Here is a 17,019-nt window from a genome sequence, read left to right as displayed (position 1 = left end):
TCACCTCCGAGCCCTCAGCCTAGGTCCTGTCTGAGCGTCAGAGCGGCAGCCATTCGGTGCTCGTGGTCACCGCGGCCAGTTCGGCCTCGAGCGGCTCGATCCCGATGCCGGCGCCCGTCGGCACCGGCAGCTGCCCGTTGTCGAGCGTGAACGGTGGGGTGATGTCGGTCCGGTAGTACCGGTCCGAGGCCGACGTGTCGCCGGGCAGCGTGCATCCGGGGAGGGCGGCGAGGGCAACATTCGCGGCTCGGCCGATGCCGGTTTCCAGCATGCCGCCGCACCAGACCGGGATGTCGTTGGCGACGCAGACGTCGTGGATCCGCCGCGCTTCCAGATACCCGCCGACGCGACCTGGCTTGATGTTGACGATCGCGCAGGCACGCAGCCGGATCGCTGCGGCCGCCGCGCGCGCCGACGTGATCGACTCGTCCAGGCACACCGGAGTACTGATCAGCTGAGCCAGATCCGCGTGCCCGAGCACATCCTCCTCGTCCAGCGGCTGCTCGATCAGCAGCAGATCAAAGGGATCGAGCCGCGCCAGGTGCCGCGCGTCGGACAGCGTGTACGCCGTGTTGGCGTCGACCTGCAGCAGGATGTCACCGAACTGCTCCCGCACCGCGCGCACCGGCTCGAGGTCCCACCCGGGCTGGATCTTCAGCTTGATCCGCACGTACCCCTGCTCGAGATACCCGCCCACCGCATCGAGCAACTCGCCGATCGAGTCCATGATCCCGACCGACACTCCGCACGGCACCCGATCCCGCACCGCGCCCAGCTCGCGAGCCAACGGACGGTTCTCGGCCCGCAACTCGGCATCGAGTACGGCGGTCTCCACCGCAGCCTTGGCCATCCGATGCCCGTGGAACCGACTCAACGCCGGCCCGACCCCGACCGCAGAGTCCACCGAAGCCAGCGCGGGCACGAAGAACCGTCGGAGTACGTCGGCCGCCGCGTCGACGTACTCCGACGAGTACAGCGGCCCGCTCAGCGCGACGCACTCGCCCCACCCCTCGGCCTCCGTGCTCACGGCGCGCACAAGCAGCACGTCCCGCGTCGTCTCGGTGCCGAACGAGGTCCGGAACGGCGACACCAACGGCATCGAGATCCGCCGTAGTTCGAATCCGGTCAGCTTCATCTCAACCCTTTCTGCTCGACGACGTACCACCCGGCCCGATCGAACCCGGTCACCCGCGCACCATCCGCCAGCAACCCGCCCAGCACCTCACGCAACGCGGCCCGCCACGCCTTCGCGGCACCGGGATCGGTACGCCGCAACCCCTCGACATCAGGCGGTACGGCGACCAGCACGACGCCATCGCCAGCAGGACCGCCGACCGTCGGCCACCCGTCCGGACCGCAAGACAGCGCAACCGTTGCCCCAGGCATCAACTCGACGTCGGCCACAACGGCCTGGCGAGCCGCAGCAGCACCGACAGCGGGAGCATCCAGCTCCCAGCGCACCAGCAACCGATCGGTGTCGTCGCCGCTGTTGATCCCGTCGCGCATGTCGCCGTAGAAGTTCGTCAGGTACTCCGTCGGCTGCGCCGCGAGCTTCGCCACGTTGAAGTACGCGTTGCGCCGGATCAACGGGTCGAACGTCCACGAGATCGACGACACTCCTCGGCGCAGTGCCCAGGCGCGCTGATGCAGCTTGAGCGCGAACCCGACGTTCCGCCCGCGCGCCGACCCCGATACCCCGGCCACGTGGCTGTGCATCGAGACCTCCGCCGGCGCCGAGAAGAACCCGACGCAGGCGCCGATCAGTTCGTCACCGTCGTACGCGCCGCCGACGTAGTTGCCGGCCTTCGTCAACGCCCGGAGCAACTCGGTCGTCACCGGCGGATTGCTCGGGTCCGGCCGCCAGATCGAGTCGTACAAGCTGTAGACCTCGTCGAGCTCCGCCAGCTCCCGCAACTCGCGCACCCGTACTCCGGCCGCAGCCGCCGCATCGATACCCGCCTCCATAGCGGCGGCAATCGACGGGCTCAGATCGAGCGTCATGGCGTGTCCAGCAGGTCTGCCATGAGCGCGGCCAGTAACGCTGTCCGCGGGGCGAGGTCGGCGACGAGGACATGCTCGTCGTCGGCATGGGCGCCACCACCGACAGCGCCCAGCCCGTCGAGGGTCGGCGTACCGATGCCGGCCGTGAAGTTGCCGTCCGATCCGCCGCCGACGGCGACCGAGCGCAGGGCCGGCAGGCCCAGCTCGACCGCGAGCCGCGAAGCCCGGATGTACAGATCCTCGGACATCTTGCGTTCCAGCGGCGGCCGGTTCGGTCCGCCGATGATCTCCAGCGAGCTCCCGGGCAGCACCGGTGTGAGCGCGCGCATCGCCTCGTCCACTCGCAGTTGCTCCTCGACGGTCCAGGCCCGCGCGTCGACGAAGAAGACAGCGGCGGCCGGCACCGTGTTCCGCGTGGTCCCCGAGGTCAGCACGGTCGGTGTCACCGTCGTACCGAGCTCGGCGTCGCCGAGGTTGCTGATGGCAAGCACTTGATGAGCGGCTTCGACCGAGGCGTTGATGCCGAGCTCCGGCTCCAGGCCCGCGTGCGCGGCTCGCCCGGTGATCCGCACCTCGTAGACGGAGACTCCCTTCCGCTCCAGCTTGAGCGCACCGGCATCCGCCGACGCCTCCAGCACCAGAGCGGCCGAACAACCAGCGGCCTCGGCCTCGATCAACTCCCGCGACGACGGCGAGCCCAGCTCCTCGTCGCCGGTCACCAGCAGCGTGACGGTTGCCGACGGCAACGTAGAGATCGCGTGTAGTGCCATCACGAGGCCGGCCTTCATGTCGAAGCAGCCCGGTCCTCGCAGTACGCCGTCCTCGTTCGTGAACGGATGCGTGGTCAGCGAGCCGAGAGGCCAGACGGTGTCGTGATGGGCGAGTACCAGGACCCGCCGCGGCCCGTCACCGAGCCGCCAGCGCAGATGCGTGCAGCCGTCCACGACGACGTACTCCGGCTTGGACCCGAGCCGCTCCGCTCCGAGCTGGGCCACAACGTCCGCGCTGTGAGCCACCGCCGCGACATCCGACGACGGCGACTCACAGGTCACCAGGGTTTCGAGATCCGCGAGCAGCTGCGGCAACCGCGCCGCGAACTGCTCGACCAGCTCGGTCATCCGCCGACCTTCGGCGTAGCGCGGACCCCGAAGTGCAGGTACTTCTCGCCGGTCGGTAGCGAGTAGAACGTCACCGGAGTCCACGTAAGCGCACCAGGCGCCCGGACCACGAACAAGTCACCGCTCTCGTCGGCCGGAGTCATGCGCAGCTCCTCGGTCGGCTCCGGCAGCAGCTCGGCCAACGGCCCGGTGATCGTCATCCGCAGCAGCGGCCCCTCGTCGTCGACCAGCACCTCCTGGATCGTGCTGGCGCGCTCGTACCGGCCGACATGCCGGCGTACGTCGACCGTCAGAGGCTCTGCCGGGGGAGCGAGCGGCGTGGGCATCGAGACACCGGCCAGCTCGCCGAAGATCTCCCGGTAGAGGTCCTCGTACAGGTCACGCGTGTGGCCGCCGTTCGTCAGCAGTACGACGGCCAGCCCCTCATCCGGCAGCACCCGCAGGAACGCGGCCTGGCCGATCGTGTTGCCGTCGTGCCCGATGAGCCGCCGGCCGTCCCAGCCGAACCGGATCCAGCCCAGCCCCCACGAGTCACCGAGCGAGTACTTGTCCGGCAGCTCTGCCTGCTGCTCGGCCATCGCCGTCACCGAGGCCTCGCTGAGCAGCTGGGTGCCGTCAGGTGCTACACCGCCGTTCAGGTGGAGTCGTGCGAACGCAAGCGCGTCCGCCACGGTCGACGTGATCAGTCCGGCCGGTCCCAGCGAGCGGGGGAGTCCCCAGACCGGTGCGCGCTTCGGCTCCTCCTCGCCTTCGCTGATGTGTCCCACCGCGGCCGATCGGAGCAGTGCCTCTTCCGGCAGCGTCACAGTGTTCTGCAGACCGAGAGGTGTGATGATCCGGTCCCGCAGCGCCTGGTCCCAGGTGGAGCCGGTGAGCTTCTCGATCACGCGGCCGGCCAGCGAGAAGCCGGAGTTGCAGTACGACCAGGTCGCGCCGAGCGGGTGATTCTGTACGACGTCCGCGAGCAGGTCGACGTACTTCTCCAGACAGTCGTCGCCTCGACCTGTGTCGGTGAAGACGTCTCCGTCGATCCCACTGGTGTGCGTGAGCAGGTGCCGCATCGTCACCTGCTTCGCGACGTCCGGATCGCCCAGCTGCAGCTCGGGGAGCACCTGGCTGATCGGCGCGTCCAGCTCGAGCAGTCCTTCATCAACGAGCTGCAGTGCGAGCGTCGCGGTCCAGACCTTCGACATAGAACCGATCTGGAAGACCGAGTCGGTCGTAGCCGCCGCTCCTGTGTCCTTGTTCAGTACGCCGGTAGCCGCCTCCACCAGCTCGTCTTCGACCCCCGGCCGCACTCGCAGGATGCCGAGCGTCGCACCCGGTACGCCGTGTCGCGCGGCCAGCGTGGTGAGTCGACGCTGCCAGTGCGCCGCGTCGATCTTCGCCCGGCGTGGACCGCTCGCGTCACCGGCGTACTGCTCGACCCAGTCGCGGATGCGGCGGTTGAAGTCGAGGCGATGGGACGGACGGCCCTCGACGATGAACAGGTGACTGGCCTCCGGGTAGAGCACGAGCTGACTCGGTACGCCGTTCTCGCGCAGCGCAGTGTGCCACTGCTGAGCCTGTCCGATCGGGCAGCGTACGTCGGCGTCGCCCTGCAGGATCAGCGTCGGCGTCGCCACCTTGCTGACCTCGGCGAACGGCGACATGGAGCTGTAGTCGGTCGAGCTGTTCAGCTCGTACACGTCGAGGAAGTGGCCCATGTCCGACGTACCCGCCATGCTGGTGAGGTCGCTGACCACACCGCCGGTGACCGCTGCGGCGAACCGGTCGTCGCGGCTGGTCAGGTAGCACGTCATGAACCCGCCGTAGCTATAGCCGGCCACGGCCAGCCTGTCGGCGTCAGCGATGCCCTCGGCAACCAGTTCGTCGAGCGGCTCGAGGAAGTCGCGCGCGTCCGCCGTACCCCAGGCGCCGAGCGCTGCGTTGAAGAACTCCTCGCCGTACCCGTCGCTGCCACGGGGGTTGAGCAGCAGCACAGTCCAGCCATGAGCGGCTAGCTCCTGGTGGTAGAGGTGCACCTCGTCTGCAGCGGCGTTCCACGCGTTGTGCGGACCGCCGTGGATGTCCAGCAGCAGGGGCTGCGGCCCGTCGGCGGCCGGGTCGCGAACAAGCCAGCCGGAGACCACAGTCCCGTCTGAGATGGTGAACTCGCGCTCCACCCGAACAAAGGCATCCCTCTCGACGCCGTACGTCGTCGGCGCGGTCGGCTCGCCGGTCGCCAGGTCCAGCGTGACGATCTCCCCGAACGACGTCGGCGTGCTCAGCGCGAACGTCGCCACACCAGCGGCAACGGACAGCCCGGACACGACCTGTCCCGGCTCGCCGAACACGTGCTGAGGCGTCCCGCCCTCAACGGGCACGGAGTACAGGTGTGTGCAGCCACGGTCCCGCGCGGCGAAGAGGACAGTACGGCCGTCGTCCAGGAGCATCGGCAGAGCACCCGGGTACGCCGCTCCGCCGGACATCACGTTGCGGTCGAGCGGAGCCGCCAGGTTCACGACGTCGCCGCTGTCCAGCGAGAGCCGCAGTAGACCGGCGTGACCGACCGGTCCGGAGAGCATGCCGACGATGAGCAGTGCGCCGCCGTCTGCCGTCCAGGTCACCGTGCCGGTCAGTCCGTCAGCCAGACCAACCAGCTGCGGCTTCGCCTTGGGATCCGATGCGTCGAGCACGTAGGCAGGGGCCGTGGGGGTCAGGTCCGCGTCCGGCGCGGTGGCAGCTCCGAACGCCAGCTTCGCGCCGTCCGGTGACCAGGCCGGGTCCCCGGCATGCCAGTCTCCCTCCGTGGCTTGACGGCACTCCTTCGACTCGACATCCACCACGTGCAGGTGCTTGCGGATCGTCCGCAGCCAGCCCGCGCCGTCGGCTTGGTAGTCCAGTCGCTCGGTGGCGATCGGTGCATGCTCATTGTCAGGGGACGCGGCGATGTCGACTGGCGCCGAGAAAGCGATCCGCGTGCCGTCCGGACTCCACTTCGGTGTTCCTGCGCCCAGCGGCAGCGTGGTGAGCTGCTCCGGCTCACCGCCTCCGGCCGGCAGCACCCAGATCTGCGCCGGTCCATCCTTGGCCCGCAGGAACGCCAGCTGCGTGCCGTCCGGTGACCAGACCGGTGTCGAGTCCGCCTCGCCGCGGGTGAGCTGCTGCGGCGTACCACCGGAAGCAGGGATCCGCCACAGGCTCCGCAGCGTGCGGTCGGCCTTCGCGTCGGTGGTCCGGAGGACGTAGACGAGCTGGGCGGCGTCGGGCGACAGCGCCGGCTGCTCCGGTACGGCAAGCTCGGTCAGGTCGTCGATGCGCAGACGTGTCACTGGGAGTCCTCCTTGAGTACGGACGTGTTGGGGCCTACCGCCCGCAGGACGCCGGCTGCGTGGTGGCAGGCGGCGCGGTGGAGACGGTGATCGGCCTCGGCGGTGGGATCGAGGGTCAGACAGTGCTCGCGGTCGGTCCGGATCAGCGGACCGATCGGGCACCTCGGATGGAACCGGCAGCCCGCCGGCGGGTGATGCGGATCGGCCGGCTCGGCGTCCGCGACCAGGGCCTCGTCCGGTGGCGGCAACGAGGTCGAGCCGCGTCGCGGAGCCGCTGCGAGAAGCTCTTTGGTGTAAGGGTGTTGCGGGTTGCCGAGTACGTCGCGGGCCGGTCCGACCTCGACGATCCGGCCCAGGTACATCACTGCGACGATGTCGCTGACGTACCGCACCACGGCGAGGTTGTGCGAGATGAACAGCATCGACAACTGCAGTTCGCGTTGCAGGGTGCGGACGAGGTTCAGCACTGTGCCTTGGATCGACACGTCCAGAGCCGAGGTGATCTCGTCGGCGATGAGGACCTCGGGCTTGCCCGCCAGCGCCCGGGCAATCGCGACCCGCTGGCGCTGACCACCGGACAATGCACCCGGGTACGCCGACACGCGGTCGGCGTCCAGCTCGACGAGCTCGAGCAACCGCACGACCTCCTCGCGTCGACGTGCACGTCTCGGCATCGCTTCGGCGATCGAGTCGCCGATGGTCATCCGTGGATCCAGTGAGGAGTACGGATCCTGGAACACCATCTGCAGCGGGCGCCGATTGTGAAGCGGCGAACCGTCCAACAGGATTTGTCCACTCGCGGGCTCGACCAGTCCGACCGCAGCCCGCGCCAACGTCGACTTGCCGGACCCCGACTCACCGACCAGTCCGACCACCTGTCCGGACGGCACCGTTAGATCCACCCCGTCGACAGCCGTCAGCGCACGTCCGTACCGGACCGTCACGCCCTCGAAGCGCAGTTCGCTCATCGCTGCCCCGTCCGGAAGTTCGAGTACTCAGCCTGCGCCTGTGGATGCCAGCACGCCACCTGATCGACCAGCACCGGGTCCTCGACCCGGCACCGGTCCGACGCGAACGCACACCGCGCCGCGAAGGCACACCCCTCCGGCAACCGCGCCGGATCCACCGGACGCCCTGGGATGACTGCCAGCGGTTCGTCGAGCGCAGTGTCCAGATCGGGTACTGCGGCCAGCAGCGCCCGCGTGTACGGATGCCGCGCACCAGTGGCCAGCTCCGTCGACGGCAGGTCCTCGACGATGCGTCCGGCGTACATCACCAGCACGCGATCGCAGATCTGTGCGACCACACTGATGTCGTGGCTGATCAGCAGCACCGCGACGTCGTCCTCGGTGCGGATCGTTTCCAGCAACCGCAGTACCTGTCGCTGGACGGTGACGTCGAGGGCGGTGGTCGGCTCGTCGGCGACGATCAACGCCGGTGCACCCATCAGCCCCATGCCGATCATGGCGCGCTGCCGCATGCCGCCAGAGAACTCGTGCGGGTACTGCCGCGCCCGGCGCTCGGCAGCGGGTACCCGGACCGCCCGGAGCCGGTCGATCGCCCGGTCCATCGCTGCACGACGGGTGAGGCCCTGGTGCTCGCGTGCACCCTCAGCCAGTTGTACGCCGACCCGCTTGGTCGGGTTGAACGACGTCATCGGGTCCTGGAACACCATCGCGAACGACGTACCCAGTAGCCGTCGCCGTACGGCCGCAGTACTGCGGACCGGCAGCCGGCCGAGCAGGGGAGCGCCCAGGAACGACAGCTCGGCTGCCCGCACCTGACCTGGCGGTTCGATCAGCTGGGCGACCGCGAGCGCGGTGAGGCTCTTGCCGGAGCCGGATTCGCCAACCACGCCGACGATCTCGCCCTTGTGGATCGTGAAGCTCACACCGCGGACCGGTGTGACCGGACCGGGGAAGCTGATGTGCAGGTCCTCGACCACCAGCACGGCGTCGCTGTTGTCGTCACGAGCCGGCCTGGCCTCCGGCGTACGGTCTGTCCACCGCGCTCGGGGGACCTGTACGCCGAGACCCTTTGCCACTGCCTCGCCGAAGAGGTTGAACGCCAGCCCCGCAATGACCACTGCGACTCCAGGAGCGAGTGCCGCGGCCGGGTGCACGTAGATGCCGCTGAGGCTCTCGCCCAGCATCCGGCCCCAGTCGTATGCCGGCGGCTGCACGCCCAGTCCGATGAACGACAGCCCTGCGAACGCGAGCAACGTCCCACCCGCGCCAATCGTCGCGTTCACCACCAGCGGCTCGGCGATATTCGGCAGGATGTGCCGCACGAGCATCCGGAACCGTCCGACGCCTGCGATCCGCGCAGCCGCGATGAAGTCCCGCTCCGCGACCCCTGCGACCAGCGTCTGCGTCAGCCGCGCGAACGACGGCGCGCCCGCGAAGCCGATCGCCAGTACGGCGCCCTTCGCTCCGACTCCGAACACAACCGCGAAGAACAGCGCGAGCAACAGCCCCGGAAAGGCGACCGCGATGTTCACCGCAGCGGTCGCGACTCGGCCGCCACGCTTGCCCAGGATCGCCGGAGCACTGCCCAGCGCGAGACCCGTGACCACAGCGATCGAGGTCGCGAGCAGCGCCAGCAGGATCGACGTACGCGATGCGACGAGCACCCGGTAGAAGATGTCCCGGCCCAGGTTGTCGGTGCCGAGCCAGTGCTGCGCAGACGTGCCCTGCAGCAGGTGGTCGGTGTCGATCGCATTCGCTTGGTCGGACCAGAGAACTGGTGCGAAGACGGCAAGCAGCAGCACGCCGAGGAGCAGCAGGCCGGCGCCGGTGCCTACCGGGGTGCGCAGTACGGCCATCCAACGGCGCATCAGCTCTCCCTGATGGTGGATCGGGGGTCGAGCAGGGCAAGCGTCACGTCGACGGCCAGATTCACCAGCAGTACGCCGACGCCGTACACGAGGACCACGCCCTGCACCAGCGGGTAGTCCTTCGCGATGATCGAGGAGACGATCGTGCTGCCGAGCCCGGGCCAGCCGAAGACGTTCTCGACCAGGACGGTCCCGGCGACCATGCCACCGAGCAGCAGGCCGCCCAGTGTGATCGTGGCGGTCACCGCGTTGGGCAGAGCGTGCCGCAGGTAGATAGCTGCCGCAGGCAGTCGCTTTGCGCGGGCGGTGCGCAGATAGTCCGTTTGCAGCACCGCCAGCAGCTCCACGCGGCAGATCCGTGCGAGCACAGCAGCCGGACCAACAGCCAGCGACAGCACCGGCAGCACGTACGACGCGACGCTGCCGCGCCCTGCGACTGGGAACCAGTGCAGGGTCACCGCGAACACGTAGACGAGTCCGACGGCCAACAGGAACTCAGGAATCGCAGCGAGCACCACAGCGGTCGACGTGAACCCCAGCTCGGCACGTGGCCGCCGCCCGCCGCGTGTGAGGACTCCCATCGCCAGACCCAGCGGTACTGCGATCAGCACCGCCACGAGGAACGCTGCGACGGCCAGCTCGACTGTGGCAGGTAGGCGATCCCGGATCACGTCAGAGACTGGCAGTCCGGTCGTGATCGACGTACCGAGGTTGCCGGTGATCAGGTGGTGCAGGAAGTTCAGGTACTGCTGCCAGAGCGGGTCGTCGAGGCCCAGCGAAGCACGCTGGGCGTCGACGAGGCTCTGTGCGGCAGCAGGTCCTAGTGCTCCGCGGACGGGGTCACCAGGGATCAGGTGGATCATCAGGAACGCAGCGCTGACCAGGACGAGGACTGAGCCGACCAGCCGGCCAAGTCGCCGTACGGCGAACCCGAGCCACGGATGAGCGCTGAGAGTCGGTGCGCTGACCGCCGTCGTCACTGGCTCACCCCAGCATCTTGATCGACGACGGGATCACGCTGCCTTCACTCAGGTCGAACGTCGCGCCCTTGCCGAAGATCGGCACGGTGGCGTTGACGAACGGCACCAGGTTGACCTGCTTGAACAGGGCGCGTTCAGCCGTTGCCCAGTCCGCGCAGCCGTCGGCTCCGGGGACCGCGGCGGCCTTGGCCACGGCAGCGTCGTACTCCGGGTTCTTGATCGAGGAGAAGTTGCTGCCGTTCGGCGGGCCGGTGCCGGAGAGGAAGCTGACCAGCTGGCTCGGCAGCGACACGGTCAGCGGGATCAGGCCGGCGTGCCAGGTGCCTTGGCCGGCGAGGACGATCGTGCTGATCTCCGCGGTCGAGACGGGTTTGAGCGACACGTCGACACCTAGCTCGGTCCAGGCCTTCTGGAGGAGCTCAGCGGCGGACTGCACCGTCGGCCCGAGGCTGGTGGGGTAATAGAAGACCAGCGACAGCTTCGTACCCGCCTTTTGCCGAATGCCACCCGCTCCAGGTCGCCAGCCCGCCGCGTCGAGTGCTGCCTTGGCCGCGTCCAGGTCATGGCCTGGAAGATTGCCGGTGACGGTGTCGTCGGAGCAGGGACCCATGCCGGGGGCAACCAACCGGGTGGTCGGCGTACCGGTTCCACTGGTGAGCACCTTGCCGAGCTGAGTGAGGTCGAGGGCCTGCGTGAGCGCCTTGCGTACTGCGAGGTCCGCGGTGGTCAGGCCGGCCTTCTGGTTGAACCAGAGCTCACCAAGCGGTGTGCCTGCTTCACGCTGGAACGTCTTCTGAGCCTGCAGCCGCTGCTTGTCCGGTCCGGCGATCGCGACGATGTTGACCTGCCCGGACAGCAGCAGGTTGGCCGATGTGGTCTCGTTGCTGACCACCTTCAGGACGACCTTGTCCGGCAGACCGGACTGCCCCTGCTTGAAGTCTCCTGGCCCCCACGCGTACTCCTTGCGCCGGGTGAGCGTGTAGTGATCGCCCGGGACGGCCTCCGCGACCGTGTACATGCCCGTGCCGTCCGAGCCCTGCTTGAGGATGCTGCGGTCCTTCATCCCCTTGCTGCACACGATGTGCAGCCCGCCGATGTTGCGGACGAGGAACGCGTCCGGTGCCGGCGCTGTCACGGTGACTGTGCCGGTCGCGTCGTCAGCGGTTGCCTTGGCACCCGGTGGGATGAACACGCCGATCCGCGTGGACTTGTTGGCCGGGTCGCCGACGAAGTTGATGTTCTGCGCGACCGTACTGGCCGTCAGCGGGCTCCCGTCCGCGCAGGTGACCCCTTTTCGCAGCGTGTACTTCGCAGTGGTGCTGTTGCCCTCGAACTTGTCGGCCAGCCCGGACACCTGCTTGCCGTCCGGGCTGATGCCGACCAACGAGTCGTACAGGAACCAGTCGACCTGCTGAGTGACCGACAACGAGGTGAACTGCGGATCGAGGTTGCCGGGGTCGGCGCTGATCGCCATGGTCATCGTCTTGCCCTCGGCGGCCTGACCGGTGCCGGCGGTCTGCTCACCCGAGCTGCAGGCGGAGAGGGCCAGGCCGGTGACCACACCGATGGCCGCGACGGCGGTGCGTACGGATCGCATGTTTGCCTCCGGGAGTCAGACAGCCGCGCGGCGGAGGGCCCGGCCGCTGTGGAGGTACAGAGCACGGCCGGAGCCGTCGTCGCCGACGAAGACGTGCGGCTGGTGCATGCCGTGCTCGGCCTTGACCGCGATCAGGCTCTGCCTGTCGCGACCGACCAGCTCGACCGGGTCGGGTGTCGGACCGAGCTCGGTGAAGATGCCCTTCGGCGTCTGGTCGAGCCAGATCTTCCCGTCCTCGTCCTGGCGCACGGTGATGTCGGCGACCTCGCAGCTGTAGGTGCCGAGGATCCGGTCCACATCCACCGGGGCAGGCTCGGCCGGCGGTGCGGGGAACGGCGGCAGCGTCAGCCCGGCGAGCTCCTGGACGAGGTGACCGAAGATCTTCTTGTAGACCTCGATCGTCTCGCCGCCGTTGGTCAGCAGCGCGATCGCGAGTCCGTGCTCGGGAACGACACGCAGGAAGGCGTTCTGGCCGATCGTCCCGCCGTCGTGGCCGATCACCTTGGTGCCGCCCCAGTCGAACAGCTCCCAGCCGAGGCCCCACGAATCGCCCATCATCCCGAGAGCGGGCAGCGTGACCTGCGGTTCCTGCATGGCCTTGACGCTCGCCGCGCTCAGGACTGCCTTGCCGTCGGCCGCAGTACCGGAGTCGAGGTGGAGCTTGGCGAAGGCCAGCAGGTCGCGGGCGCTCATCGCGAGCATCGCTCCGGCCGGAGCCATGCCGCGGGTCATCGCCCAGATCGGTGCGGGTACCGGAGCGGCGTCGGCCTCCGGCTTGATGTGGCCGACGGCGGCCCGGTGCAGGATCGCCTCGTACGGATCGGTCGCGGCGTGGGCCAGGCCGAGGGGCGTGAAGACGTGCTCCCGCAGCGCGGCGTCGTACGGCGTGCCACGCAGTACCTCGATCAGACGGCCGAGTACTGCGAAGCCGGCGTTGTTGTACGAGAACATCTCGCCCGGCGGGAAGAGCTGGGTGGTGCCGGCCAGCGAGGCGACGAACTTCTCGACGGCGTCGTCACCCTTGCCGGTCTCGTTGAAGATGTCGCCCTCGAACCCGGCGGTGTGGCACAGCAGTTGCCGCGTGGTGATCACGGCGGCCGCCGCCTCGTCCGCGATGACGAACTCAGGCAGGTACGAGCGGATCGGCTGGTCGAGGTCCAGCTTCCCCTCGTCGACCAGCTGCATGACCAGCGTGGTCGTCCAGACCTTGGTGATCGACCCGATTTGGAACACAGTGTCGGCTGTCGTCTCGACTCCGGTCGATCTACTCAGTACGCCGGCCGCGTGGTCGATCACCTCGCCGCCCAGCAGTACGCCGACCGCTGCACCGGGGACCTCATGCTCGGCGAGCAGCGTCGCCAGCCGGTCTTGTAGCCACGTCTCGATCTCGCTCAGAGTCGCCATGCGCCGACGCTAGGCGGATCGCCGTCCGTCGGTATTCGTCCCATCGCACAACCACCACGCCCGATTTCGTCCGGCCGGACGAAGCACCAGCCGTCGTGTGAAGAGTTCGACGTGGTCGTCAACCCGGACCGCGACGGCCGCTGGGTCTTCCGCCGCGACCCCTCGCTCGACTACGCGCTCGACGACATCACCTGGGTGGCGCCGGACGGGATCCGCTACCTGAACCCGGAGATGGCACTCGCCTACAAGGCGAAGCTCGTCCGGCCGAAGGACGAGCAGGATCTGGCGGCGGCCGTCCCGCTCCTGACCCCGGCGCAGCGGACCTGGCTGGCCGACATGATCGACCACCTCCACCCCGGCCATGCCTGGCCGTCCCGAATCCGCGGCTAACTGTTTCCCCGCTGTCCACCGGACAGGCCCAACAGGCGGGAACATCCGTGGCGGACATACTCTTGAACCAGTTATGGCTACCTCCGACCGCCGCACGGTGTACCTGGACCACGCGGCGACGACTCCGATGCTCCCGGCCGCGATCGAGGCGATGACCCATCACCTCGCCCGCACCGGCAATGCGTCGTCCCTGCACGGCTCCGGCCGCTGTGCCCGGCGGACGGTGGAGGAATCGCGCGAGTCGATCGCTGCCGCGCTCGGTGCGCAGCCCAGCGAAGTGGTGTTCACCTCCGGCGGCACCGAGGCGGACAACCTCGCGCTGAAGGGCCTGTGGTGGTCCCGCCTGGCGGAGGACCCGCGCCGCCGCCGCATCCTGCTGAGCGGCATCGAGCACCACGCCGTCCTCGATCCGGCCATCTGGCTCGGCCGGCACGAGCAGGCCGAGATCGAGTGGCTCCCGGTCGACGAGCTCGGCCGGGTCAGCCCGGACGACGTACGGCGGGCTGTCGAGAGCGATCCGGAGTCCGTGTCGTTCATCACGTTGATGATGGCGAACAACGAGGTCGGTACGCTCCAGCCGGTCCAGGAGATCGCAGAGCTCGCCCAGCAGTACGGCGTACCCGTGCACACCGATGCGGTCCAGGCGATCGGGCAGGTGCCGGTGGACTTCAGCCAGCTGGGCGTGGACGCGATGACGGTGTCGGCGCACAAGCTTGGCGGTCCGTACGGGATCGGTGCGCTCGTCGTCCACAAGGAGACGAAGCTGACGCCGATCCTGCACGGCGGGGGACAGGAGCGCGACGTACGGTCCGGCACCCTCGACGTACCCGCGACCGCCGGGTTCGCGGTGGCGATGGAGCACGCGATCAAGCACCAGGCCGACGAGGCGCGCCGGCTCACCGAGCTGCGGGACGCGCTGATCGATGGCATCACCAGCACCGTCGAGGGCGCGCAGCTGTCGGGGGACCCGGCGGGTCGCTTGCCCGGTAACGCACACTTGTCCTTCAGCGACTGCGAGGGTGACTCGCTGTTGCTGCTGCTCGACGCACGCGGGATCGAGGTGTCGACCGGGTCCGCGTGCAACGCCGGGGTCGCCGAGCCGAGCCACGTCCTGCTGGCGATGGGGTACGACGACCAGCGGGCCCGCGGCTCGCTCCGGTTCACCCTCGGGCACACGAGTACGCGCGCCGACATCGACGCCGTACTGGACAACATCGGGCCGGTCGTGGAGCGGGCGAAGTCCGCCGGCCTGCAGAACGTGGGAAGGAACACCTGATGCGGGTACTCGCAGCCATGTCCGGCGGAGTGGACTCCGCGGTCGCGGCGGCGCGGATGGCCGAGGCCGGGCACGACGTGACCGGAGTACACCTGGCTCTCAGCCGGAACCCGCAGTCGTACCGCAGCGGCGCCCGCGGCTGCTGCACGATCGAGGACTCCCGCGACGCACGCCGGGCCGCCGACGTGATTGGCATCCCGTTCTACGTCTGGGACCTGGCCGAGCGGTTCCACGCCGACGTGGTCGAGGACTTCGTCAACGAGTACGCCGCAGGCCGTACGCCGAACCCGTGCCTGCGCTGCAACGAGAAGGTCAAGTTCAGCGCCGTGCTGGAGCGGGCGCTCGCGCTGGGCTTCGACGCGGTCGCTACCGGTCACTACGCGCGGATCGTCGACACTGCTTCCGGCCGTGAGCTGCACCGGGCGGTGGACCCGGCGAAGGACCAGTCGTACGTGCTCGGCGTACTCACCCAGCAGCAGCTCGCGCATGCGTTCTTCCCGCTCGGTGACACGGTGAAGACCGAGGTGCGGGCGGAGGCGGAGCGGCGGGGGCTGTCGGTGGCCGCCAAGCCGGACAGCCACGACATCTGCTTCATTGCCGATGGCAACACGCCCGGCTTCCTCAGTGCTCAGCTGGGTGAGGCGCCCGGGGACATCGTCGATGCGCAGGGCAACAAGCTCGGCTCGCACCAGGGCACGCACGGCTTCACCATCGGCCAGCGCAAGGGACTCAAGATCGGTACGCCGGCTGCTGACGGCAAGCCGCGATTCGTGCTGGACATCTCGCCCGTTGACCGCACTGTGACAGTCGGATCGCGCGAGGAGCTTGCGGTGGAGCGACTGACCGCGTCGAAGCCTCGCTGGTGCGGTCCGGCTCCGACCGACCAGATGACCGCGAAGGCTCAGCTCCGAGCCCACGGCGACGAGGTGTCCGTGACTGCCTGGCTGGACGGTGACCAGGTGCAGGTCGAGTTCACCGAGCCGACGTCGGCTGTCGCACCCGGTCAGGCAGTCGTGCTGTACGACGGCACCCGGGTGATCGGCTCCGCGACCATCGACACCGTCCAGCGCGCCACATCATCTGTATGACGACTACTGGGCTGGGGTCGGTCCCCGGTGACGACATCCGCGAGTGGATGCGCGCAGTACTCGAGCTGGTAGACATCCCGTTCCTTCCGGAGCTGCCGGCGCGGCCGTACGGCGACATGCTGAGCCGGACCGTCGGCGTACTGACCGAGCTGGCTGCTGACCTGCAGCCTGCTGGGTGGCGGCTGACCGGTGGCGGAGACGCGCGGGCGAGTCTGGACCAGCGGCGGGCGCGGGCGTTGCTGCAGGAAGACCTGGACGTGCTGGAGGAGTATGCGTACGGGTACGAGGGGCCGCTGAAGGTACAGGTCACCGGACCGTGGACGCTGGCTGCGGCGCTGGAGCGTCCGCGCGGTGACAAGGTGCTGGCCGACCACGGCGCTCGGCGGGATCTGGCGCAGGCGTTGGCTGACGGGGTCGAGCAGCACCTGGCCGACGTACGGAAGCGGGTGCCTGGCGCTGAGCTCGTGCTGCAGGTGGATGAGCCCGGGCTGCCCGCCGTACTCGCCGGAGCCGTACCGACGGCGTCTGGCTGGAGCAAACACCGCTCTGTCGACGGTCCGGGCGCTGTGGAGCTTCTGAGCATGTTCACCACGGCTGCGCCCACCATCGTGCACTGCTGCGCAGCCCGCCCACCGATCGAGGTCTTCACCAAGTCCGGCGCCACCGGGGTCGCCGTAGACGTCTCGCTCCTGGGCAACGCTGCGTGGGACCAGATCGCGATCGCAGCCGAAGCCGGCACCACCTTGTACGCCGGACTGGTCCCCACCACCGGCCCCGTCCCAGCCGCGGACCAAGCCGCAGCTCCGCTCGTGCGCCGCTGGCGCGAACTCGGTCTGGACCCAGCCCTCCTTCACCAAATCACGATCACTCCGGCGTGTGGGCTCGCCGCCGCTCCGTCACCGGCCGACGCCAGAGCGCGACTGGAACTGCTCCGCCGCATCGTCGAGATCGTCGGCGAAGCCGCCGAAGCCTGATCAAACGCCTGCGCCAAAACGTCCGTCGTCCCCTGTAAGTT

Annotated in this window: 13 protein-coding genes; 4 read left to right on the top strand and 9 right to left on the bottom strand. The window is 68.9% G+C overall.

What is annotated here, in order from left to right; all coding sequences use genetic code 11:
- Positions 1-37 precede the first annotated feature (37 nt).
- The 9 genes from menC to ACQPYH_RS31205 are packed head-to-tail and all read right to left on the bottom strand — an operon-like array spanning position 38 to position 13,250.
- Positions 38-1,135 carry an o-succinylbenzoate synthase gene (gene menC, locus ACQPYH_RS31245; RefSeq protein ID WP_432878585.1) on the bottom strand — a complete coding sequence of 366 codons (1,098 nt, stop codon included), beginning with the start codon at positions 1,133-1,135 and terminating at the stop codon, positions 38-40.
- Entirely contained in the window at positions 1,132-2,001 is an 870-nt protein-coding gene (locus tag ACQPYH_RS31240; RefSeq protein ID WP_432878582.1) for a GNAT family N-acetyltransferase, read from the bottom strand. The genes menC and ACQPYH_RS31240 overlap by 4 nt, the downstream gene beginning before the upstream one ends.
- Positions 1,998-3,119, bottom strand: coding sequence for a M20 family metallopeptidase (locus ACQPYH_RS31235; protein WP_432878580.1), 1,122 nt, complete (start codon positions 3,117-3,119; stop codon positions 1,998-2,000). Before ACQPYH_RS31235 ends, ACQPYH_RS31240 begins: the two co-directional genes overlap by 4 nt.
- The gene (locus tag ACQPYH_RS31230) at positions 3,116-6,433 is read right to left on the bottom strand and encodes a serine hydrolase (RefSeq protein WP_432878577.1); all 3,318 of its coding nucleotides are present in this window, start codon (positions 6,431-6,433) and stop codon (positions 3,116-3,118) included. The genes ACQPYH_RS31235 and ACQPYH_RS31230 overlap by 4 nt, the downstream gene beginning before the upstream one ends.
- The gene (locus ACQPYH_RS31225; protein ID WP_432878575.1) at positions 6,430-7,401 is read right to left on the bottom strand and encodes an ABC transporter ATP-binding protein; all 972 of its coding nucleotides are present in this window, start codon (positions 7,399-7,401) and stop codon (positions 6,430-6,432) included. Before ACQPYH_RS31225 ends, ACQPYH_RS31230 begins: the two co-directional genes overlap by 4 nt.
- A complete protein-coding gene (locus ACQPYH_RS31220; protein ID WP_432878573.1) occupies positions 7,398-9,269 on the bottom strand; it encodes a dipeptide/oligopeptide/nickel ABC transporter permease/ATP-binding protein in 1,872 nt (623 codons plus the stop codon). Before ACQPYH_RS31220 ends, ACQPYH_RS31225 begins: the two co-directional genes overlap by 4 nt.
- Positions 9,269-10,249: an ABC transporter permease gene (locus ACQPYH_RS31215; RefSeq protein WP_432878571.1), complete on the bottom strand. Its 981-nt coding sequence runs from the start codon at positions 10,247-10,249 to the stop codon at positions 9,269-9,271. The genes ACQPYH_RS31220 and ACQPYH_RS31215 overlap by 1 nt, the downstream gene beginning before the upstream one ends.
- A gap of 4 nt (positions 10,250-10,253) precedes the next feature.
- A complete protein-coding gene (locus tag ACQPYH_RS31210) occupies positions 10,254-11,846 on the bottom strand; it encodes an ABC transporter substrate-binding protein (protein ID WP_432878568.1) in 1,593 nt (530 codons plus the stop codon).
- A gap of 15 nt (positions 11,847-11,861) precedes the next feature.
- Positions 11,862-13,250 carry a serine hydrolase domain-containing protein gene (locus ACQPYH_RS31205; RefSeq protein WP_432878565.1) on the bottom strand — a complete coding sequence of 463 codons (1,389 nt, stop codon included), beginning with the start codon at positions 13,248-13,250 and terminating at the stop codon, positions 11,862-11,864.
- 111 nt (positions 13,251-13,361) lie between these two features.
- On the opposite strand from ACQPYH_RS31205, the gene ACQPYH_RS31200 reads away from it, so the two are divergent.
- The 4 genes from ACQPYH_RS31200 to ACQPYH_RS31185 all read left to right on the top strand — a co-directional run bounded on the left by ACQPYH_RS31200 (position 13,362) and on the right by ACQPYH_RS31185 (position 16,978).
- Positions 13,362-13,640 (top strand): hypothetical protein, encoded by a 279-nt coding sequence (locus ACQPYH_RS31200; protein WP_432878562.1) that lies wholly within the window; start codon positions 13,362-13,364, stop codon positions 13,638-13,640.
- Positions 13,641-13,713: 73 nt separating this feature from the next.
- Positions 13,714-14,916 carry a cysteine desulfurase family protein gene (locus tag ACQPYH_RS31195; RefSeq protein ID WP_432878559.1) on the top strand — a complete coding sequence of 401 codons (1,203 nt, stop codon included), beginning with the start codon at positions 13,714-13,716 and terminating at the stop codon, positions 14,914-14,916.
- Positions 14,916-16,004 carry a tRNA 2-thiouridine(34) synthase MnmA gene (gene mnmA, locus ACQPYH_RS31190; protein WP_432878557.1) on the top strand — a complete coding sequence of 363 codons (1,089 nt, stop codon included), beginning with the start codon at positions 14,916-14,918 and terminating at the stop codon, positions 16,002-16,004. The genes ACQPYH_RS31195 and mnmA overlap by 1 nt, the downstream gene beginning before the upstream one ends.
- A complete protein-coding gene (locus ACQPYH_RS31185; RefSeq protein WP_432878555.1) occupies positions 16,001-16,978 on the top strand; it encodes a methionine synthase vitamin-B12 independent in 978 nt (325 codons plus the stop codon). The genes mnmA and ACQPYH_RS31185 overlap by 4 nt, the downstream gene beginning before the upstream one ends.
- Positions 16,979-17,019: the final 41 nt, after the last annotated feature.

It is taken from the genome of Kribbella sp. CA-245084 (assembly GCF_050942355.1).
Lineage (GTDB): Bacteria > Actinomycetota > Actinomycetes > Propionibacteriales > Kribbellaceae > Kribbella.
This window is presented reverse-complemented; position numbering and strand designations above follow the sequence as displayed.